Source organism: Betaproteobacteria bacterium (genome assembly GCA_016720855.1).
GTDB lineage: Bacteria > Pseudomonadota > Gammaproteobacteria > Burkholderiales > Usitatibacteraceae > FEB-7.
The window spans coordinates 161,610-181,785 of record JADKJU010000001.1 but is presented as its reverse complement, the minus strand read 5'-3'; the positions used below and the strand labels follow the sequence as shown (position 1 = coordinate 181,785).

The window sequence follows — 20,176 nt, the reverse complement described above, 5'->3', positions numbered from 1 at the left end:
CCTCAGTGGGCCGACCGCCCGCGCTGGCGGACTCGTCCGGCGACACTTGTCGTTCCGGCTTTCGCCTCTGCAACGGACGCAGCTCCCTGACCCAGCATCTCCTCGGCGTGCCGCCGGGTCGTCTCGGTGATGCGGGCGCCGCCCAGCATGCGCGCGATTTCCTCGATGCGCCCGGCCGCATCGAGCACGTCCACCGCCGCCAGCGTGCCCCGCGGTTGAACCAGCTTGGCCACGCGCAACTGGTGCCTGGCGAATGCCGCCACCTGGGGAAGGTGAGTGACGCACAGCACCTGGTGATGGCGCGAGAGTTCCGCCAGCAGGGAGCCGACGATTTCCGCGACGCGCCCGCCAATTCCCGCGTCCACCTCGTCGAACACAAGCGTGGGAATGCCCGCGCGTCCGCCCATGAGAACCTGGATGGCGAGCGCGAGTCGCGACAGTTCGCCGCCGGAGGCGACCTTGCCCACGGGCCCTGCGGGCTGGCCGGCGTGCGCCGCAACGCGGAATTCAACTCCCTCATGACCGTGCGCCGCGGGCTCCGGCAGGGGTTCGAGGCTCACCTCGAGCCTCCCGCCTTCCATCGCAAGGCCCTGCAGCCTCTTCGTCACCTCTTCACCCATCCGGCGCGCGGCATCGCGCCGCTTCGAGGACAGCACGCCGGCCGCCTCGCGATACGCGGCCCCGGCGGCCGTTTCGCGCTCGCGAAGTGCCTCGGAACTTCCGTCGCCGCCGATCTCCGCAAGCCGCGCGCGACGCGAAGCCAATGCCTCGGGAAGCCCGGCGGGCTCGACCCGCAGGCGCCGCGAGGCGTCGTGGACGAGCCGTAGCCTGCGTTCGAGCGCATCCAGACGTGCGGGATCGGGCTCGATCCCCTGAAGGTAGCGGCGCAGGTGATGCGCGGCCTCCGCGGCGTGGGCCGCCGCGGTCTCGAGGTCGCGCCGGGCCTCCTCGAGGGTCGCATCGACCTGCGCGGCTTGCGCAAGACGGGCGACCGCGTTCGCGATGAGGCCCGTTGCGCTGGGCTCGGCCTCGTCCGCGGCCTCCACGGCAGCCCGGCAATGCGCGATCAATTCCTGCGCGTGGGCCAGGCGTCGATGTTCGGTCGACTCCTGCGCCCAGGACTCGGGGGTGAAGGCGAGCGTTTCCAGGTCCCGGATCTCGTCGCGCAGGAATTCACGCTCCCGGGCGGATGATTCGCTCGCGCGCTCCCGGGCCGCGCGCGCCTGCGCGGCGCGCCGCCATTCTCCATGAAGGCGCGCCGTCTCGCGCGCCTCGGCCTCGGCGCCCCCGAACACGTCGAGCAGGCGCCGCTGGTAGTCGCGCTGCGACAGCCACTGATGCTCGTGCTGCCCGTGGACGTCCACCAGGAAATCCCCCAGCTCGCGAAGCTGCGTGGCGGTGGCCGGGCGGCCGTTCACGAATCCGCGCGAGCGTCCGGTGCGGTCGATCGTGCGCCGCAGGAGACAGGACTCGCCACCCTCTTCCTCCAGGTCGTTGGCCTCGAGCCAGCGGCGCGCTGCCTCCAGGCCGGACACGTCGAACTCCGCGCTGAGGTCGGCGCGTTCCGCGCCGGGACGGATCACCCCGGGATCGGCCCGGGCTCCGAGGACGAGGCCCAGCGCATCGACCAGGATCGACTTGCCGGCGCCTGTTTCCCCCGTGAGCGCGGTGAACCCCGTCGCCAGCTCGAGGTCGAGCGTCTCGACGATCACGAAGTCGCGAAGCGCCAGGGCGCGGAGCATGGGAAGGACCGCCCCGTCAGGCGTTGCGCTCGTTCCAGCGCAACTTGTCGCGCAGCATGGAGAAATAGCGATAGCCGCGGGGATGGAGAAGGATCGCCGGTTTCGGGGCTGCAGAGATGCCGACCACGTCGTTCGCGTCCAGGTCGACGTGCGACTGCACGTCGAAGTTGGCGCGTGCGCCCGGCCCGCGAACGAGAACGATGTCGATGCGCGAGGAGCTGTGGATCGCCACCGGCCGGTTGGAGAGCGTGTGCGGCGAGATCGGGACGAGCGCCACGGCCGACAGTCCCGGGTGGAGAATGGGCCCGCCCGAGGACAGCGCGTAGGCGGTGGAACCCGTGGGCGTGGCGGCGATGATGCCGTCGGCGCGCAGGCTGTAGATGAACTCCCCGTCCACATGTACGGCGAACTCGATCATGCTGCCGGTACCGGCGCGGCTCACCACCACATCGTTCATCGCGCAGGTCGAGAAGATCTCGCGGCCGGCCCGCAGCACGCGGGCCGACAGCATCAACCGTTCCTCCGCCACGAAGTCGCCGTCGAGGACGGCCGAGAGCGTCTCGGACACCCTGTCAACGGGAATGTCCGTGAGAAACCCGAGCCGGCCGAGGTTCACTCCGATGAGCGGCACGCCGTGGGCGGCCATGAGACGGGCGCAGGAAAGGAGCGTTCCGTCCCCGCCCACGACCACGGTGAGGTCGGCGCGTGCGGCCAGGTCCTCGAGTGCGATCGCCTCGTCGGGCGGCGTCCGCGCCGCCTGCGCCGTCCGGGTGTCCATCAGCACGGCTACCCCGCGCGAACGGAGCACCGCAACCACCTGGTCGAGCTTTTCCGGGAGTACCGTCGCGTCGCTTTTTCCCACGACGGCAACGGTCTTGAAGGGCAATGGCATGGGCCCCATTAGATCACAGCGTCCGGGTCAAACAAAGGCGAAACCCCGGCTCCGGGCGCTCCGATTTTTCGTACAATGTCCCGCATGCTGAACGATCGCGCCCAGGCGCTGCTCAAGATCCTCGTCGAGCGCTACATTGCGGACGGCCAGCCCGTCGGCTCCCGCGCGCTCTCCCGTGCCTCGAACCTCGAGCTTTCGCCGGCCACGATCAGGAACGTGATGGCCGACCTCGAGGAGATGGGCTTCGTTTCCAGCCCGCACACCTCGGCGGGCCGGGTGCCCACGCCGAAGGGCTACCGGCTGTTCGTCGACACGTTGCTCACCGTGCGCCCGCTGGAGGAGGTCGAACGCGCCCAGATCGAAGGCAGCCTCCTGCCGGACGACCCGCACCGGGTCGTGGCGGCCGCTTCACAACTCCTGTCGGACCTCACACATTTTGCCGGGGTGGTGATCTCACCGCGGCGCCGCGCGGCCCTGCGCCACGTGGAGTTCTTCCATCTCTCGGAAAAGCGCGTGCTCCTCATCATCGTCGCCTCCGACGGCGAGGTGCAGAACCGTGTGCTCGTCACGGACCGGCCCTACAGCGCCGCGCAGCTCATCGAGGCGGCCAGCGCCATCAACCAGATTTACTCCGGACACGATTTCGCGTCGATCGCGAGCCGGGTTCGCGGCGAGCTCCTCGACCTGCATCACGACATCTCCTCGCTCATGCGCGCTGCGATCGAGACGGGCGGCGAGCCGATGCGCCTGACGGACGACGGCGTCGTGCTCTCCGGAGAAAGGAACCTGCTCGAGCTGGAGGACCTTTCCTCGGACCGCGTCCGGCTCCGGAAGCTCTTCGACCTCTTCGAGCGCAAGGCGCAGCTCCTGGGTCTCGTGGACGAGAGCGAACGTGCCGAAGGGGTGAAGATCTTCATCGGCGGCGACTCGGCGCTGGTCCCGCTGGACGAGTGTTCCATCGTGACCGCGCCCTACGAGGTCGATGGGCGGGTCGTGGGCACGGTCGGCGTGATCGGCCCCACGAGAATGGCCTACGAGCGCGTCATCCCGATCGTCGACGTCACCGCGAAGCTCATCTCCTCCGCGCTGTCGCAGCACTGAATGACCTACCTCCCGGAACCCCCCCATGCGCACGGCGCGGCCACGCGCACGGGCATCCTGCTGGTGAACCTCGGCACGCCGGACGAGCCGAACGCGAAAGCGGTGCGCCGCTACCTCGCGGAATTCCTGTGGGACCCCCGCGTGGTCGAGATCCCGCGCCCGGTGTGGTGGCTGATCCTCAGGATCATTCTCCTCACACGCCCTGCCAGGAGCGCGGCCAAGTACGCGGCCGTCTGGACCAAGGAAGGCTCGCCCCTTCGCGTCCACCTCGGCCGGCAGGTGCAGTTGCTGCGCGGCTACCTCGGGGAGCGCGTGAAGTCCCCGCTGGCGGTCGCCGGGGCCTGCCGGTATGGCAACCCTTCGGTCGCCGCGGGGCTCTCGGAGCTTCGCGGAAAGGGCTGCGACCGCATTCTCGTGCTGCCGCTCTACCCGCAATACGCTGCGAGCACCACGGGTTCGGCGATGGACGCGGTCGGCGCAGCGCTTGCCGGCATGCGAAACGTTCCCGCCATCCGGACCGTGCGCCATTTCCACGACCATCCCGGGTACGTGAAGGCCATCGCGCGGGCGGTGAACGAGTACTGGATGAAGCATGGCCGCCCCGACCGGCTCGTGATGAGCTTTCACGGCCTGCCCCGTTTCTTGCTCGACAAGGGCGACCCCTACCATTGCGAGTGCCACAAGAGCGCGCGCCTCATCGCCACGGAGCTGGGCTGGAACGACGAGCGCACGCTCGTCACCTTCCAGTCACGATTCGGGCGTGCCGAGTGGCTCAAGCCCTACACGGCCGAAACGCTCACGGAACTCGGCCGGAAAGCCACTGGCCGCGTCGACGTGATCTGCCCGGGTTTCGCGGCCGACTGCCTCGAGACCCTGGAGGAGATCGCGATGGAGGGCCGCGACACCTTCCGTGCGGCCGGGGGCAAGGACTACCACTACATTCCCACCACCAACGATTCGCCCGCGTTCATGGCCGCGCTGACCCAGATCGCACTGGAGAACCTCCGCGGCTGGGCGAGCACCGACTGGGACGCGCAGGCGGCCGAGACCCAGGCGCGCGAAAGCGCGTCCCGGGCACGCGCTCTGGGCGCCACGAACTGACGACATCCCGAAAGGAAACGAAATGACTTCCCTGCTCCTGCGATGGATCCTGAGTGCGTTGGCGTTGCTCGCCGTCGCCTATCTCTATCCCGGCGTGCGCGTGGAAAGCTTTTTCTCCGCCGCGATAGCCGCCCTGGTACTCGGCCTGGTCAACGCCCTGATCCGGCCGATCCTCGTGGTGCTCACGCTGCCGGTGACGATCATCACCCTGGGCCTCTTCCTCTTCGTGATCAACGCCCTGCTCTTCTGGCTCGTGGCGGAGATCGTGAAGGGTTTCGCCGTGCAGGGATTCGTCTCGGCGTTGATCGGCTCCCTCCTCTACAGCCTCATCACCGTCGTCGTGAACTGGCTCATCGGCGGCGCGAAGAAGTGACCGGCCCCTGCCGGCCATCGGGCCGGGCCGGATGAGCGGGTTCCCGACCCGACTTGAAATCCTGTCCCGCGCCCCCATCTGCCCTGCAAATACTTGTTTTGCAGGGAGATTCGCGTGACTGACCCGATTGCCCCGGCGCTGGAAGCCACACCGGACACCGTCCTTGCCCCGGAAGAGCGCGTAGCCCAGTTGCAAGCTGACCTGGCAGCCGCCGAGGCCGAGGTGGCCCAACTCCGCGAGGACTTCCTGAGAGCCAAGGCCGAGACGGAGAACATCCGCCGCCGGGCGGCCGAGGATGTTTCCAAGGCGCACAAGTTCGGCATCGAGTCCTTCGCCTCGAGCCTGCTCGCGGTGCGGGACAGCCTCGAGGCCGCCCTCGCCTTCGAGTCGCCCACCATCGAGTCGCTCCGGCAGGGCACGCAGATCACCCATCGCCAGCTCTCGAGCGCCTTCGAGAAGTCCGCCCTCGTCGAGATCTCCCCGCAGGGCGCCCGGTTCGACCCTCACCGCCATCAGGCCATGGGAATGGTCGATTCGGACCAGGCCCCCAACACGGTGGTGACGGTTATCCAGAAGGGCTACCTCCTCAACGACCGGGTCATCCGCCCGGCGTTGGTGATGGTCGCCCGCGAAAAGACCGCCCCGGCCGGTTAGTCGCCGCCAACCGCTTGAAAGGCCGGCGAATACCCCTACATTCAAGGCTGGTTCCGTACACGAACGAAGGATAGCGAACATGGCAAAGATCATCGGCATCGACCTGGGCACCACGAACTCCTGCGTGGCGATCATGGAGGGCGGCAAGCCCAAGGTCATCGAGAACAGCGAAGGCGCCCGCACCACGCCTTCCATCGTCGCGTACGCGGAGAACGACGAGATTCTCGTCGGGGCGCCGGCCAAGCGCCAGGCGGTCACCAACGCGAAGAACACCCTGTACGCGGTCAAGCGGCTCATCGGGCGGCGCTTCGACGAGAAGGAAGTCCAGAAGGACATCGGGCTCATGCCCTACCGGATCTCGAAGGCGGACAACGGCGACGCGTGGGTCGAGGTGCGAGGCAAGGGCATCGCCCCGCCGCAGGTGTCGGCCGAGGTCCTGCGCAAGATGAAGAAGACGGCCGAGGACTACCTCGGCGAGCCGGTCACCGAAGCCGTGATCACGGTTCCGGCCTACTTCAACGACTCGCAGCGCCAGGCCACCAAGGACGCGGGGCGCATCGCGGGCCTCGAGGTCAAGCGCATCATCAACGAGCCTACCGCGGCCGCGCTCGCCTTCGGCCTCGACAAGAAGGAGGGCGACCGCAAGATCGCGGTCTACGACCTGGGCGGCGGCACGTTCGACATCTCCATCATCGAGATCGCCGTGGTCGAGGGCGAGCACCAGTTCGAGGTGCTCTCCACGAACGGCGACACCTTCCTGGGAGGCGAGGACTTCGACCAGCGCCTCATCGATTACATCGTCGAGGAGTTCCGCAAGCAATCGGGCGTGGACCTTTCCAAGGACCCGATCGCCCTTCAGCGCGTGAAGATGGCCGCCGAACGCGCCAAGATCGAGCTCTCCTCTTCGCAGCAGACGGAGCTGAACGAGCCCTACATCGCCATGGCGAACGGCGCGCCCTCGCACCTCACCATGAAGATCACGCGCGCCAAGTTCGAGGCGCTCGTGGAGGACCTGATCGCGAGGACCATCGAGCCGTGCCGCATCGCGATCAAGGATGCGGGCGTGAAGGTCACCGACATCGGCGACGTGATCCTGGTGGGTGGCATGACGCGCATGCCGAAGGTGCAGGACAAGGTGAAGGAGTTCTTCGGCAAGGAGCCGCGCAAGGACGTGAACCCGGATGAAGCGGTGGCCGTGGGCGCTGCGATCCAGGCAGGCGTGCTCCAGGGCGAGGTGAAGGATGTGCTCCTCCTCGACGTGACGCCGTTGTCGCTCGGCATCGAGACGCTTGGCGGCGTCATGACCAAGCTCATCAAGAAGAACACCACGATCCCGACCAAGGCCCAGCAGGTCTTCTCGACCGCCGACGACAACCAGTCGGCCGTGACGATCCACGTGCTGCAGGGCGAGCGCGACGTCGCCTCCGGCAACAAGAGCCTGGGCCAGTTCAACCTCGAGGGCATCCCGCCCTCCCCGCGCGGCATGCCGCAGATCGAGGTCACTTTCGACATCGACGCGAACGGTATCCTTCACGTGAACGCCAAGGACAAGGCGACGGGCAAGGAGTCGAAAATCACGATCAAGGCGAGCTCGGGCCTGGCGGAAGACGAGATCCAGCGCATGGTGAAGGACGCCGAATCCCACGCCGAGGAGGACAGGAAGCTGCTCGAACTCGTCTCCGCGCGCAACCAGGCCGACCAGTTGCTGCACTCGGTGAGGAAGTCCCTGGCGGACCATGGCGACAAGATCGATGCCTCCGAAAAGGAAAAGATCGAGGCGACGGCCAGGGAGCTCGAGGCGATCCTCAAGGACGGCGACAAGGCGGCGATCGAGGCGAAGAGCCAGGCCCTGGCGACAGCTTCCCAGAAGTTGGGCGAGCGGATGTACGCCGACGCCCAGGCTGGGTCCCAGGCGGGAGCCGCGCCCGGCGCTGGCGGCGAGGCAAAGGCTGAAGGCGGCAAGGACGACGGCAACGTGGTGGACGCGGAGTACACCGAGGTCAAGGACAAGAAACCGGCCTGACGGACGGCCGCTGCGCGCACAAGAGGGTGAAGGGGGAAGGCCTCCTTCACCCTTTCCTGCATTGAAGGACTGGACGGAACGATGGCGACGAAGCGCGACTACTACGAAGTGCTGGGCGTGAACCGGGATGCCTCCGAGGAGGACATCAAGAAGGCCTATCGCAAGCTCGCCATGAAGTTTCATCCGGACCGCAACCCGGACAACAAGGAGTCGGAGGGGAAGTTCAAGGAGGCGAAGGAAGCTTACGAGATCCTCTCGGAGGCGGAAAAGCGCCGCGCCTACGACGCCTACGGCCACGCGGGCGTGAACCCGCAGATGGGCGGGATGGGCGGTGCGGGCGAGGCCGGCTTCGGCGGATTCGCCGAGGCCTTCGGCGACATCTTCGGCGACATCTTCGGCGGCGCCCGCGGGCGATCAAACGTCTATCGCGGCGCCGACCTGCGCTACAACCTGGAGATTGCCCTCGAGCAGGCCGCGCGCGGCACCGAGACCAAGATCCGCATCCCCGCGATGGAGGAATGCGGCACGTGCCATGGCAGCGGTGCGAAGCCCGGGACCCAGGCGAAGACGTGCGCGACCTGTGGCGGCACGGGTGCGGTGCGCATGTCGCAGGGATTCTTCTCGGTCCAGCAGGCCTGCCCCGCGTGCCACGGCGCCGGAAAGACGATTTCCGACCCATGCCGGGATTGCAGCGGGGCGGGCCGCGTGAAGCGCCACAAGACGCTCGCGGTGAAGATACCGGCCGGCATCGACGAGGGAGACCGCATCAGGCTCTCCGGCGAAGGAGAGGCGGGCGTGAACGGCGGCCCGCCGGGCGACCTCTACGTGGTGATCCACCTGAAGGAACATGCGGTTTTCCAGCGCGACGCGAACGACCTGCACTGCCAGATGCCGGTCAGCTTCACCACGGCGGCCCTGGGCGGCGACATCGAGATCCCGACCCTCGAAGGACAGGCCAAGGTCAAGATCCACGCGGAGACGCAGACCGGCCAGGTGCTGCGCCTGCGGGGCAAGGGCATCAAGGGGGTGCGTGCGAGCCACCCGGGCGACCTCCTGTGCGAGATCGTGGTGGAAACTCCCGTGAAACTCACCGATCGCCAGAAGGAACTCCTGCGCGAGTTGGAGGAGATCAACCGCAACGACGGCGACCGCCACAACCCGCGAGCCAAGTCCTTCATGGACCGGATGCGCGACTTCTTCGCCGGCTGAAGCTGCCCTTCTGCCCGCCGGTCGGGCGCGCTATCATGGCCTGCAGGAGGATTCCACAACTTCCGGGAGAGAGAATCATGATCCGCGCGGTCGCATCGATTTTCGCACTGGCCGTCTGCGCGAGCGCCGCTCTCGCCCAGGGCGTGACGGATTCCCAGATCCTGCTGGGCCAGTCGGTCGCCCTTTCCGGTCCTGCAGAGGAACTCGGCAAGGACATGCAGCTCGGTGCCAGCCTCTACTTCAACCAGGTGAACGCGAAGGGCGGCGTGAACGGACGGCGCATCGTGCTGAAGACCCTGGACGACGGCTACGAATCGGCGCGCGCGGCCGAGAACACGAAGAAGTTGATCAACGACGAGCGGGTGTTCGCCCTGTTCGGCTACGTCGGGACGCCCACCTCTGCGGCGTCGATGCCGATCTTCACCGAGGCGAAGGTGCCCTTCGTCGGACCCTTCACCGGGGCCGAGAGCCTGCGCAACCCCGTGAACCACTACGTCTTCAACGTCCGCGCCAGCTACTACGACGAGACGGAAGCGATCGTGCAGCACCTCACCGCGATGAGCGTGAACAAGATCGCGATCTTCTACCAGAACGACGCCTACGGTCAGGCGGGCCTCGCCGGCGTCGAGCGCGCCCTCAAGAAGCGCAAGCTCGAGCTGGTGGCCAGGGGCACCGTGGAACGGAACACCGTCGACGTCGTGAAATCCGTGGCGGATATCCGCAAGGCCGACCCGCAGGCGGTGGTGATGATCAGCGCCTACAAGTCCTGCGCGGCGTTCATCAAGGAGATGAAGAAGGCAGGCGCGAATGCCACGTTCTGGAACGTCTCGTTCGTCGGCAGCAAGGCCCTGGCTAGGGAACTCGACCGCGAGGGTCGCGGCATCCAGATCTCGCAGGTGGTCCCCTTCCCCTGGGACACGTCGGTGCCCGTGGTGAAGGAATACCGCGCCCTCCTGGCGCAGGCCAAGGGCGAGCCTGGTTTCGGCACCCTCGAAGGCTTCATTGCGGCAAAGGTGATGGTCGAGGGGCTTCGCCGCGCGGGCCGGCACCTCTCGCGCGAGAACTTCATCAAGGCCATGGAATCGATCAATCCCTACGATGCCGGGGGGTTCAAGGTGAGCTACAGCCCCGACAACCACAGCGGATCGAAATTCGTCGATCTCACGATCATCTCGAAGGACCAGAAGTTCGTGCGCTGATCGCGAACGCCGGAGGGAAACCCGCGAAGGGCCCGGTCTCCGGACCGGGCCCTATTTCATTTCTTGCGCCACTCGGTCAAGCCGCCCGGCTTGTCCTCAAGCACGATGCCCGCCTCGTCCAGCCGACGGCGAATGTCATCCGCGCGCGCAAATTCCTTCGCCTTCTTTGCCGCCGTACGCTCGTCCCTGAGTGCCTCGATGTCCAGCAAGTCGCCATCCGGATGCCTGACGATCACGCGCGCATCAGCGGAGCCGGAATCCTTCGCGCTTTCGGCGTCATCGGCCAAGCGGGACACTCGCCCCTGCAGAAACGCCACAGGATCCTGCTGCAGGAAGCCGATCGCGGCGCCCAGCCCCTTGAGAAGTCCCGAAAGCGCGCGGGACCGCGTCCGGTTCACCTCGCCGCGCAGCTCGTGAAGCACGGCCAGTGCGACCGGGGTGTCGAAGTCGTCGTTCATCGCGTCGCGGAACCGCTGCGCAAACGGATGCGACCAATCGCAGGGCATCTGCTCGGCCGGCACTTCGCGCAGCGCGGTATAGAAGCCGCGCAGCGTGTTGCCGGCGTCCTCGAGCAGGTCCCACGTGTAGTTGAGCTCGCTGCGGTAATGCCCCCGCAGCAGGAAGAAGCGCAGCTGCTCGCCTCCCTGCACCGGGTCGAGCCTCGCAAGCACCTCGCGCGCCGTGAACACGTTGCCGATCGACTTCGACATCTTCTCGTCGCCCATGTTCAGGAACGCCGAGTGCATCCAGTAATTCACGAACGGCCTGCCGTTCGCCCCTTCGCTCTGCGCGATCTCGTTCTCGTGATGCGGAAACTGCAGGTCCCATCCGCCGCCGTGGATGTCGAACGTGGCGCCCAGCTCGCGGCAGGACATGGCCGAGCACTCGATGTGCCAGCCCGGCCGCCCCTCGCCGAACAGGGAGGGCCAGGAAGGCTCGCCTGGCTTGGCCGCCTTCCAGAGGACGAAGTCGAGCGGATCGCGCTTGGCGGCCTCCACGGCCACTCGCTCGCCCGCTCGAAGGTCGTCGAGGTTTCGCCTCGACAGCTTGCCGTAGCCCCGGAAGTCGCGCACCGAGTAATAGACGTCGCCATTGGCGCCACGGTAGGCGAGACCTTTCTCCTCGAGCACCCCGATGAGTTCCAGCATCGGGCCGATGTAGCGCGTTGCACGCGGCTCGCTGTCCGGAACCAGCAGGTTCAGCCGAGCGCAATCCTCGGCGAACGCGGCCACGGTGCGCTCCGTGAGCGCCTCGATCGGCTCGCCGCGGCCGCGGGCGCGCTCCATGATCTTGTCGTCGACGTCGGTGATGTTGCGCACATACCGCACGGCGAGCCCGCTCGCGCGCAGCCAGCGCACGACGAGGTCGAACACGGAAAACGTGCGGGCGTTGCCGATGTGAATGTAGTCGTAGACCGTTGGCCCGCACACATAGATGCCGGCCTGGCCGGGGACGAGCGGGATGAAAGCTTCCTTCCTGCGGGTCAGCGTGTTGTAGATCGTGAGCGTGGACATGGCGGGAAAGGGGCCCGGGAGGGCCTTGGATCGAACGGAGCTTGCCGGGGGGCGGGCTCCGGGCCCGCCGCAGGCATCAGAACCCGAAAAGGGAACGACACCCGAAACGCACGGCCAAAGCACTGGAAGCGCTCCAGAACGACCGGCGCGTGCGATGATCGGCGGTAATCCGTGTGGACCGGCCGATTGTGAAGCCCATCCAAGGTTGGTAGAATCTGTTTTCCATATAAATTCAACAAATTATAACACGATGCTCTTCCGTCTCCTGCGCTTTCCTGTCGCCGCCGCCGCGCTCGCCGTGGCGCTGGTGGGTGCCGCCGTCGCCGCTCCCGCCGACGACCTTCGCGAAGCACAGAAACTCTACGGGCAAGGCAAGCTCCAGCCGGCGCTCGACAAGGTCGACGCCTATCTCAAGGTCCAGCCCCGCGAGCCGCAAGGCAGGTTCCTCAAGGGCCTCGTGCTCACCGAGCAGAAGAAGACCAACGAGGCCATCCAGGTGTTCACGGCGCTCACCGAGGACTTTCCCGAGCTCCCCGAGCCCTACAACAACCTCGCCGTGCTCTACGCGTCCCAGGGCAACTACGACAAGGCGAAATCCGCCCTGGAGCTCGCGATCCACACGCATCCGAGCTACGCCACGGCGCACGAGAACCTCGGCGACATCTACGCGCAGCTTGCGAGCCGCGCCTACGACCGCGCCCTCCAGCTCGACAAGTCCAACACCACCGCGCAGGTAAAGCTCGCGATGGTGAAGGACCTCTTCGTTTCAGCCAAGCCCGCGTCTGGTGCGAAGCCGGTGCCGACGAAGGGCGTCAAGACCGAGCCGCCGAAACCCGTTGCCGCGAACCCGGAACCTGCCAAAGTCGAGCCGGTGAAGGTCGCCAAGGCCGACCCCGCAAAGATGGAGACGCCGAAGGCCGAACCCGCGAAGCCCGCGCCAGCCGCCGCCGTTCAGCCGGGCACCGACGCGAATGGAGCCATCGGCTCCGCGATCGATGCCTGGGCCGTGGCGTGGAGCGCCAAGGACGTGAAAAACTACCTCGCCGCGTACGCACCGGATTTCGAGACTCCGGGCGGCGAAGCCCGCAGCGCCTGGGAAAAGCAGCGCAAGGAACGCATCGAGCGCCCGAAGTCGATCGAAGTCGCGGTGAAGGTCCAGTCCATCAAGGTCGACGGCGATGCGGCGACCGCGGTGGTGCGCCAGTCCTACCGGTCCGACACGCTCAAGACCACCAGCACGAAGACGCTCAAGTTCGCGAAGGTTGGCGGCAAGTGGCTCATCAAGCAGGAACGAGTGGGCGGGTGAGGGCTCGAACGCAACGCTTCCCGATCGTGCGCGCCCTCGCCGGCGCGGCAACCGCCGCCCTCCTCGCCGCGGCAGCCCTGCCCTCTCCGAGTTTCGCCGACGACGCCGCTCCCGATCTCGGCACGCCCGCCTTCTCGAACGAGGTCGAGGCCTCGCTCGTGCGCGCGATCGTCGGGCTTCGCGAAATCGGGATTCGTCGCGCGCTCGGCGAGATCGACGTGGCGCTCGCGAAGACCCCCAACTTCCGCCTCGGCCACCTCATCCAGGGCGACCTCCTGATGGCCCGCTCGGGCAATCCGGTCGCCTTCGGGCCGCACACCGTCTCGGCCAACGCGAGCCTGGCGCCCCTCCAGGACGAAGCGCGCGTGCGCCTCAAGCACTACCTGGAAGCGCCACCGCGCAGCTATCTTCCCCTGCCGATGCTGCAGATGGCCCCCGGGCAATCCCATGCGATCCTCGTGGACACGGCTCGCTCGCGGCTCTTCGTCTTCGCGAATCGAGACGGCGAGCCCCGCTATGTGACCGATTTCTACATCAGCCAGGGAAAGAACGGCGCCGACAAGCGTCGCGAGGGCGACCAGAGGACGCCCCTGGGCGTCTATACCATCGTCTCGTCGAAGGCGAAGCTCTCCGATTTCTACGGATCCGGCGCCTTCCCCATCAGTTACCCCAATGAGTGGGACAAGCTGCACAAGCGAAACGGCCACGGCATATGGCTGCACGGCACGCCCTCGGCCACCTACAGCCGTCCGCCGCTCGCCACGGACGGTTGCGTCGTGCTCACCAACGAGGACCTTCGGCGCCTGTCGAGATACGTCGACGTGGGCCGCACGCCCGTCGTCATCAGCGCCGGCATCGAGTGGGTCGCGCCGGATCGCTGGGAAGCAAACCGCCGCGGGTTCCTCGCCGCCTTCGAGCAATGGCGCGCCGACTGGGAAAGCCTTGATACGGACCGCTACCTGTCCCACTACTCCCCGCGATTCCGCTCGGAAGGCAAGGATCTCGTCGCCTGGCGTGCCCAGAAGCGCAAGGTGAACGCCGGCAAGTCGTGGGTGAAGGTCGGCGTATCGGACCTCAGCGTCTTCGGCAATTCCGACGGCGACGACATGGTCGTCGTGACCTTTGCCCAGGACTACCGCTCCTCGAACCTGTCCAATCGCACCGTCAAGCGCCAGTACTGGTCACGCGACCAGGGGCGCTGGCGCGTCATCTTCGAAACCGTTATTTCCTGAAAACCCCTCCCATGACTCCGATGAAACCGACCCGACGCCTCCTTGCCGCTTCCCTCCTCCTCGTCCTTGCCGGCGTGCCTCTGGGCGCCGCCGCGCAGGCGAAGGCCAGTTCCGAGGCGGCCAGGCCCGCCGGCTGTTCCGCCAACCTGAAAGGATCCGCACCGATGAAAGTCAAGCTCACCACTTCGATGGGCGCCATCACCATCGAGCTGAACAAGGAAAAGGCCCCCATTTCGGCCGAGAACTTCGCAAAGTACGTCGACGCCGGCCATTACAACGGCACGATCTTCCATCGGGTCATCGACGGCTTCATGATCCAGGGCGGCGGATTCGCCAAGGACATGAAGGAAAGGTCGCCGCAGGCACCCATCAAGAACGAGGCAGCCAACGGCCTGAAGAACGACGCCTACACGCTCGCCATGGCCCGCACGGGCGTGCGCGACTCGGCCACCGCGCAATTCTTCATCAACGTGAAGGCGAACGACTTCCTCAACTACCGCGACGAATCCCCGCAAGGCTGGGGCTATGCGGTGTTCGGGAAGGTGATCGAGGGCCAGGACGTGGTGGACAAGATCCGCAAGGTCGCGACGGGCAACGCAGGCATGCACCAGAACGTCCCCCTGGAGCCGGTGGTGATCGAGAAGGCTGAATGCATCTGAGCCCCGTGAACCGCTGAACCGAAGCAGGGTGCCCCCCGGGTCGCCCTTCGTTTTTCCCCGATGCAGCGCACGCTGTTCATCTCCGACCTGCACCTCGCCGAGGAGCGGCCGTCGACCGCAGACCGGTTCGCCCGGTTCCTCGCCGAGACCGTCCCGGTGGCCGACGCGCTCTATATCCTGGGCGACCTCTTCGAGTACTGGGTAGGCGATGACGGCCTGTCGCTGGATTTTCCGGCGCGCATCGCGGACTTCCTGCGCCTGGCGGCTCGCGCAACGCCTGTTTTCTTCATGCACGGCAACCGGGATTTCATGGTCGCTTCACGATTCTGCGCCGAGACGGGGATCCGCCTCATCCCGGACCCCACGGTGATCGACCTGTACGGGGAGCGCGCGCTCCTCATGCACGGCGATACCCTTTGCACCGGCGACCAGGCGTACCTCGCCTTCCGCGCGCAGGTGCGAAACCCCGCCTGGCAGGCCGCGGCGCTCGTGCGACCGCTGGCTGAGCGTGTCGCGATCGCGCGCGGCATGCGCGAGAGAAGCGAGGACGCGAAAGGCGGCAAGGGCGAGGCCATCCTGGACGTGGCGCCCGAGGCGGTCGAGGCCGCCTTCGTGGCGGCGGACAGCCGCCTGATGATCCACGGCCATACGCACCGGCCGGCACGGCACGAGCACGAAGCCGGCGGACGCACTTGCATTCGCTGGGTGCTGCCGGACTGGTACGAGGCGGGTGGCTACCTCGAGGCTTCGCCTTCCGTGATCCGGGCGGTCCCCCTCGACTGATTCAGGGCTCGTCCAGCCGCAGCGTGAGGCACTTGGCCGAGCCGCCGGCCTTCATGAATTCCGACAGCGGGCTTTGCATGACCTCGAAACCGCAGCGCGCGAGGGCATCGACGAAGTCCGTGCTTGCCTGGTTCACCACGATCCGCTCTCCCAGGGCGACGGCATTGCACGCAAAGGCGAGCGCATCCTCCTCGCCGATCGCGATGCGGCGCTCCCGGGGAACGAGCCTGTCGATGGTGGCCTGCGAGGCCGCGTCGAAGGCTTCGGGATAGTAGAGGAGATACCCCCGCTCGAGCGGGCAGAAGCAGGTGTCCAGATGGTAGAAGCGCTGGTCGGTGAGCTTGAGAGGAACGACCTCGCCGCCGAAGCGCTCGACGATCGCCTCCTTCGCTGCAAGCACGGAGCGGTGACCGTAGGCGAACCACAGCCTCGCGCTTGCGCGATCGAGAAGGGCATCGCCGGCGCCCTCGAACGGCAGGTGGCGCGGCATGAGCGAAACGTCGTAGCCGCGATCGAGAAACCAGTCGGCGAAGTACGGTTCCTCGGATTGCCTTTCCGGGTAACGAAAGCGCGACGCCAGGAAGCGTTTGCCCATCACCAGGCCCGCGTTGGCCGTGAACACCATGTCCGGTGAGCCGGGCTGGGGATTGACCAGCCGCACGGCCGCCAGGTCGGTCACGATGTCGTAGAGTGATCGCCATTGCTGCTTGGCCAGCGCGTTGTCGATCCTGCGGACGTTGCCGTTCATCCAGGGGTTGATGATGTAGGAGACGTCGAAGAACTCCGGCGGGCACATCAGGAACACGTGCGGGGTCTTCATGGCTCTCCCTCGGCATCGGTGCCTCCTTGTGGGCGGCGCCGGAAGGGACACGGGCAGATGACCCGCGCCCGGAATCGCTCAGGCGTCGGCCAGGCCCCGTTCGAGGTCTGCGCGGATGTCGCCGGCATCCTCCAGGCCGGCGGCCAGGCGCAACAACCCTTCGGCAATGCCCCCCTGCTCGCGCTCCCCCGGAGACAGGCGGCCATGGGTGGTCGACGCCGGATGGCAGATCGTGGACTTGGTGTCGCCGAAATTTGCGGTGATGGACAGGAGCCGTGTCCCGTCGATGACACGCCAGGCTGCCTCGCGGCCGCCGCGAACGACGAATGAAAGCACGGCTCCGCCCGCCGACTGCTGGCGCGTCGCGAGCGCGTGCTGAGGATGCGACTCGAGCCCCGGGTAGTTCACGCGCTCGACCCGCGGATGCGATTCGAGCCACCGCGCCAGTTCCAGCGCGCGCGCCGATTGCGCCTCGACACGAAGCTTGAGCGTCTCCATCCCCTTGAGGCACACCCAGGCGTTGAATGGCGAGATCGCGGGGCCGGCCGTGCGCACGAAATTGAATAGCGAACCTTCAACGAGGTCGCGGCGCCCTGCGATGGCCCCACCGAGCACGCGCCCCTGGCCGTCGATGAACTTCGTGGTCGAATGGACCACGAGGTCTGCGCCCAGCGCGACCGGCCTTTGCAGCGCCGGGCTGCACATGCAGTTGTCGATCGCCAGTATCACCCCGGCTGCACGCGCGATCGATGCGAGCCCCGCGATGTCCGCGATTTCGCAGACCGGATTCGAAGGCGTCTCGGCGAAGAAGAGCTTCGTGCGCGGCCTGAGGGCTGCCCGCCACGCATCCAGGTCCCGGGGATCGACCCAGGTCGTCTCGATGCCGAAGCGCCCCAGGATCTGGTTGAAGAGCGGGACGACCGTTCCGAAGACGCCGCGCGCAGCGACGAGGTGGTCGCCGGCGGACAGCAGTCCCATCGCCGTGGTCGCCACCGCGGCCATGCCGGTGGCCGTGGCCACGCAGGCCTGAGCGCCTTCCAGGGCGGCGAGCCGCGACTGGAACATCGTGACTGTCGGGTTGGTGAAGCGCGAATAGATGTTGCCGGGTTCCTCGTTGGAGAACCGGCGCGCCGCTTCCCCGGCACTCGCGAAGACGAAGCTCGACGTGAGCGAGAGCGTCTCGGAATGCTCGCCGAAGTCGCTGCGCAGACCCCCGGCCCGGACACCCAGCGTAGCTGGCTTGAATTCGTCCGTCATGGGGCCCTCAATCCACGGCCGAGAGGCCGAGGTCGAGCTGGTAGCTCGACAGACGCGTGCCGCCGTTCGATTCGCCGTCGTTGCGCGAAGCCTCGATGCCCGCGAGGTATTCGCTGGAGACGTCGCCCGTGATGTAGACGCCGTCGAAGCAGGAGCAATCGAAGCGCTCGATGGCGGGGTTGCAGGCGCGCACGTCCGCAATCAGCGACGCGAGATCCTGGTAAATGACGGCGTCGGCCCCGATCGCCTCGGCGATCTGGGACTCGTCGCGTTCGGCCGCGATCAGCTCGGAGCGTGTCGGCATGTCGATGCCATAGACGTTGGGAAAGCGCACGGGCGGAGCGGCCGATGCGAAAAACACCTTCTTCGCCCCGCACTCGCGCGCCATCTGCACGATCTCGCGGCTCGTCGTTCCGCGCACGATGGAATCGTCCACCAGGAGGACGTTCTTGTCCTTGAACTCGACGGCCATCGCGTTGAGCTTCTGCCGCACGCTTTTCTTGCGCAACTCCTGCCCCGGCATGATGAAGGTGCGCCCGATGTAGCGGTTCTTGATGAAGCCCTCGCGGTAGGACTTGCCCAGCTTGGAGGCGACTTCCAGGGCGCTCGGACGGCTCGAGTCCGGGATCGGGATCACGACGTCGATCTCGGGCGCGATCCCCGCGGCGACGATCTTGTCCGCCAGGCTCTTGCCCATGTTGCGGCGGCTCTCGTAGACGGAGATGCCGTCGATCACCGAATCGGGCCTCGCGAGGTACACGAATTCGAAGATGCACGGGTTGAGCGACGGGGCGTCGGCACACTGCCGGCTGTAGAGGTTGCCGCTCTGGTCGATGAGGACCGCCTCCCCCGGCGCCACGTCCCGCATCGCCTTGAAGCCGAGCGCGTCGAGCGACACGCTCTCCGAGGCGACGACGAACTCGACGCCCTTCTCCGTGTCGCCCCGTCCGATGATGAGGGGGCGGATGCCCTTGGGATCGCGGAAGGCAAGCAACCCATAGCCGGCAATCATCGCAACCACCGCATACGCGCCCTTGACGCGCCGGTGCACGCCGCGCACAGCCTTGAAGATGGCGTCCGGGGTAAGGCGGTCGCCTCCGCCGCAGGCATAGTCGATCTCGTGGGCCAGGACGTTAAGCAGCACCTCGGAATCGGAGCTCGTGTTGATGTGCCTGCGATCCTCGAGGAACAGTGACTTGCGCAGTTCCTCCGCGTTCACGAGGTTGCCGTTGTGCCCCAGCACGATGCCGAACGGGGAGTTCACGTAAAAGGGCTGTGATTCGGCCACCGACGAGGCCGAGCCGGCGGTGGGGTAGCGACAGTGGGCGATGCCCATCGTTCCCACGAGACCGCGCATGTCGCGCGTGCGGAAGACATCGCGAACCATGCCGCTGCCCTTGTGCATGTTGAAGCTGTGGCCTTCCGCCGTGCAGATGCCCGCGGCATCCTGCCCGCGGTGCTGAAGGACCGTGAGCCCGTCATAGAGAATCTGGTTGACGGGGCTGCGCGCGACGACTCCGATGATTCCGCACATGCTTCAGGCGTTCCTCAGGCCGGGGCTCGTGACCCCGCGATAGTGTATGCGCTTTGCCCGCGAATGTGGCGCGCCGCAAGCGCCATGGATGGGGGCTGCACGCCCGTTCCTCGAGGCCCTCACGGCAACGGCACCACGCGGGCATCGGGCAGTCCGGCGCGCTTGAGCCGGGCGGCAGCCGTGTCAGCCGCCTCGCGGGTGGGAAACGGCCCCGCGCGAAGGCGCGTGAGTTCTCCCGCGTCGCCTCCGAGGCGCTCGGCGTAATGGGGAAGGCGAGTCGATGCGACCTTCTCGCGGGCCTGCGCGAGCACCGATTCGTCCTTGAATGCGCCCACCTGCACGGCGAACCCCTCGAGCTTCGGCTCCGGGGGCGCGGGTTTCGGTTCGGGCTTTGCACTCGGCGCCCTGGGCGCAGCAGGCTTGAATTCAGAGGTCCTGGGTTCCACCGTCTTCCGGCTCTCGGGGGACGCCTCCTGCGCCGGCGCGGGCGTCGGCGCAGCGGCCGGGCCGGGAGCCTGATTCAAGGGGACTTTCGCTGGTTCCGGCCTGGCTACCGGCTCGACGGACGCCGTCGCGGGCATCAGAGGCGGCGCGCCGTCCCTGGGCGGTATCGCGAGGAGCGGCTCGACGCGTTCCCGGCGCGGCTCGGGATCGAGCAGCATCGGAACGAATACCACCGCAGCAACGGCAAGCACGACCGCGCCGATCAGGCGCTGCCGGCCCTTGCGGCGAAATTCGACCTGCTCGGCAGTGGGATCACTCGGCATGACGGGCATC

General features: G+C 67.0%; 18 protein-coding genes. 11 read left to right on the top strand and 7 right to left on the bottom strand.

Annotated elements, in window-relative coordinates; genetic code table 11:
- Positions 1 to 2: 2 nt before the first annotated feature.
- Positions 3 to 1,742: a DNA repair protein RecN gene (gene recN, locus IPP91_00740; protein ID MBL0140617.1), complete on the bottom strand. Its 1,740-nt coding sequence runs from the start codon at positions 1,740 to 1,742 to the stop codon at positions 3 to 5.
- Positions 1,743 to 1,758: 16 nt separating this feature from the next.
- Positions 1,759 to 2,634 carry an NAD kinase gene (locus IPP91_00735; protein MBL0140616.1) on the bottom strand — a complete coding sequence of 292 codons (876 nt, stop codon included), beginning with the start codon at positions 2,632 to 2,634 and terminating at the stop codon, positions 1,759 to 1,761.
- Positions 2,635 to 2,718: 84 nt separating this feature from the next.
- Between IPP91_00735 and hrcA the strand changes: the two genes are divergently transcribed.
- From hrcA to IPP91_00700, 7 genes are all read left to right on the top strand, one after another.
- A complete protein-coding gene (gene hrcA, locus IPP91_00730) occupies positions 2,719 to 3,735 on the top strand; it encodes a heat-inducible transcriptional repressor HrcA (protein MBL0140615.1) in 1,017 nt (338 codons plus the stop codon).
- A complete protein-coding gene (locus tag IPP91_00725; protein ID MBL0140614.1) occupies positions 3,736 to 4,836 on the top strand; it encodes a ferrochelatase in 1,101 nt (366 codons plus the stop codon).
- 22 nt (positions 4,837 to 4,858) lie between these two features.
- A complete protein-coding gene (locus IPP91_00720) occupies positions 4,859 to 5,209 on the top strand; it encodes a phage holin family protein (protein MBL0140613.1) in 351 nt (116 codons plus the stop codon).
- 93 nt (positions 5,210 to 5,302) lie between these two features.
- Positions 5,303 to 5,863, top strand: coding sequence for a nucleotide exchange factor GrpE (gene grpE / locus IPP91_00715; GenBank protein ID MBL0140612.1), 561 nt, complete (start codon positions 5,303 to 5,305; stop codon positions 5,861 to 5,863).
- 79 nt (positions 5,864 to 5,942) lie between these two features.
- On the top strand, positions 5,943 to 7,886 hold the full coding sequence (dnaK, locus tag IPP91_00710; protein ID MBL0140611.1) for a molecular chaperone DnaK: 1,944 nt from the start codon (positions 5,943 to 5,945) through the stop codon (positions 7,884 to 7,886).
- 81 nt (positions 7,887 to 7,967) lie between these two features.
- Positions 7,968 to 9,095 (top strand): molecular chaperone DnaJ, encoded by a 1,128-nt coding sequence (gene dnaJ, locus IPP91_00705; GenBank protein MBL0140610.1) that lies wholly within the window; start codon positions 7,968 to 7,970, stop codon positions 9,093 to 9,095.
- Positions 9,096 to 9,172: 77 nt separating this feature from the next.
- The gene (locus IPP91_00700) at positions 9,173 to 10,294 is read left to right on the top strand and encodes an ABC transporter substrate-binding protein (protein MBL0140609.1); all 1,122 of its coding nucleotides are present in this window, start codon (positions 9,173 to 9,175) and stop codon (positions 10,292 to 10,294) included.
- A 56-nt stretch (positions 10,295 to 10,350) separates the two neighbouring features.
- Here IPP91_00700 and IPP91_00695 read toward each other — a convergent pair whose 3' ends face one another.
- Entirely contained in the window at positions 10,351 to 11,808 is a 1,458-nt protein-coding gene (locus IPP91_00695; protein ID MBL0140608.1) for a cysteine--tRNA ligase, read from the bottom strand.
- 250 nt (positions 11,809 to 12,058) lie between these two features.
- On the opposite strand from IPP91_00695, the gene IPP91_00690 reads away from it, so the two are divergent.
- Genes IPP91_00690 through IPP91_00675 form a run of 4 tightly spaced genes read left to right on the top strand, consistent with a single transcriptional unit; the run spans position 12,059 to position 15,788 of the window.
- On the top strand, positions 12,059 to 13,114 hold the full coding sequence (locus tag IPP91_00690) for a tetratricopeptide repeat protein (protein ID MBL0140607.1): 1,056 nt from the start codon (positions 12,059 to 12,061) through the stop codon (positions 13,112 to 13,114).
- Positions 13,111 to 14,346 (top strand): L,D-transpeptidase family protein, encoded by a 1,236-nt coding sequence (locus IPP91_00685; protein ID MBL0140606.1) that lies wholly within the window; start codon positions 13,111 to 13,113, stop codon positions 14,344 to 14,346. The genes IPP91_00690 and IPP91_00685 overlap by 4 nt, the downstream gene beginning before the upstream one ends.
- A 20-nt stretch (positions 14,347 to 14,366) precedes the next feature.
- On the top strand, positions 14,367 to 15,005 hold the full coding sequence (locus tag IPP91_00680; GenBank protein MBL0140605.1) for a peptidyl-prolyl cis-trans isomerase: 639 nt from the start codon (positions 14,367 to 14,369) through the stop codon (positions 15,003 to 15,005).
- Positions 15,006 to 15,065: 60 nt separating this feature from the next.
- Positions 15,066 to 15,788 (top strand): UDP-2,3-diacylglucosamine diphosphatase, encoded by a 723-nt coding sequence (locus IPP91_00675; protein MBL0140604.1) that lies wholly within the window; start codon positions 15,066 to 15,068, stop codon positions 15,786 to 15,788.
- A gap of 1 nt (position 15,789) precedes the next feature.
- On the opposite strand, the gene IPP91_00670 is transcribed toward IPP91_00675, so the two are convergent.
- From IPP91_00670 to IPP91_00655, 4 genes are all read right to left on the bottom strand, one after another.
- Positions 15,790 to 16,608 carry a hypothetical protein gene (locus IPP91_00670; protein ID MBL0140603.1) on the bottom strand — a complete coding sequence of 273 codons (819 nt, stop codon included), beginning with the start codon at positions 16,606 to 16,608 and terminating at the stop codon, positions 15,790 to 15,792.
- A gap of 78 nt (positions 16,609 to 16,686) precedes the next feature.
- Positions 16,687 to 17,865, bottom strand: a complete 1,179-nt coding sequence (locus IPP91_00665) for an O-succinylhomoserine sulfhydrylase (GenBank protein ID MBL0140602.1) — start codon at positions 17,863 to 17,865, stop codon at positions 16,687 to 16,689.
- Positions 17,866 to 17,872: 7 nt separating this feature from the next.
- Entirely contained in the window at positions 17,873 to 19,399 is a 1,527-nt protein-coding gene (gene purF / locus IPP91_00660) for an amidophosphoribosyltransferase (protein MBL0140601.1), read from the bottom strand.
- 119 nt (positions 19,400 to 19,518) lie between these two features.
- Entirely contained in the window at positions 19,519 to 20,166 is a 648-nt protein-coding gene (locus IPP91_00655; protein ID MBL0140600.1) for an SPOR domain-containing protein, read from the bottom strand.
- Between the last annotated feature and the right edge of the window lie 10 nt (positions 20,167 to 20,176).

Coding starts and splice junctions, on each gene's coding strand:
- recN (MBL0140617.1), bottom strand. CDS start 1,742: ATGCTCCGCGCCCTGGCGCTTCGCGACTTCGTGATCGTCGAGACGCTC.
- IPP91_00735 (MBL0140616.1), bottom strand. CDS start 2,634: ATGCCATTGCCCTTCAAGACCGTTGCCGTCGTGGGAAAAAGCGACGCG.
- IPP91_00680 (MBL0140605.1), top strand. CDS start 14,367: ATGAAACCGACCCGACGCCTCCTTGCCGCTTCCCTCCTCCTCGTCCTT.
- IPP91_00695 (MBL0140608.1), bottom strand. CDS start 11,808: ATGTCCACGCTCACGATCTACAACACGCTGACCCGCAGGAAGGAAGCT.
- IPP91_00670 (MBL0140603.1), bottom strand. CDS start 16,608: ATGAAGACCCCGCACGTGTTCCTGATGTGCCCGCCGGAGTTCTTCGAC.
- IPP91_00655 (MBL0140600.1), bottom strand. CDS start 20,166: ATGCCGAGTGATCCCACTGCCGAGCAGGTCGAATTTCGCCGCAAGGGC.
- hrcA (MBL0140615.1), top strand. CDS start 2,719: ATGCTGAACGATCGCGCCCAGGCGCTGCTCAAGATCCTCGTCGAGCGC.
- dnaK (MBL0140611.1), top strand. CDS start 5,943: ATGGCAAAGATCATCGGCATCGACCTGGGCACCACGAACTCCTGCGTG.
- IPP91_00665 (MBL0140602.1), bottom strand. CDS start 17,865: ATGACGGACGAATTCAAGCCAGCTACGCTGGGTGTCCGGGCCGGGGGT.
- IPP91_00700 (MBL0140609.1), top strand. CDS start 9,173: ATGATCCGCGCGGTCGCATCGATTTTCGCACTGGCCGTCTGCGCGAGC.
- dnaJ (MBL0140610.1), top strand. CDS start 7,968: ATGGCGACGAAGCGCGACTACTACGAAGTGCTGGGCGTGAACCGGGAT.
- IPP91_00725 (MBL0140614.1), top strand. CDS start 3,736: ATGACCTACCTCCCGGAACCCCCCCATGCGCACGGCGCGGCCACGCGC.
- IPP91_00690 (MBL0140607.1), top strand. CDS start 12,059: ATGCTCTTCCGTCTCCTGCGCTTTCCTGTCGCCGCCGCCGCGCTCGCC.
- purF (MBL0140601.1), bottom strand. CDS start 19,399: ATGTGCGGAATCATCGGAGTCGTCGCGCGCAGCCCCGTCAACCAGATT.
- IPP91_00720 (MBL0140613.1), top strand. CDS start 4,859: ATGACTTCCCTGCTCCTGCGATGGATCCTGAGTGCGTTGGCGTTGCTC.
- IPP91_00675 (MBL0140604.1), top strand. CDS start 15,066: ATGCAGCGCACGCTGTTCATCTCCGACCTGCACCTCGCCGAGGAGCGG.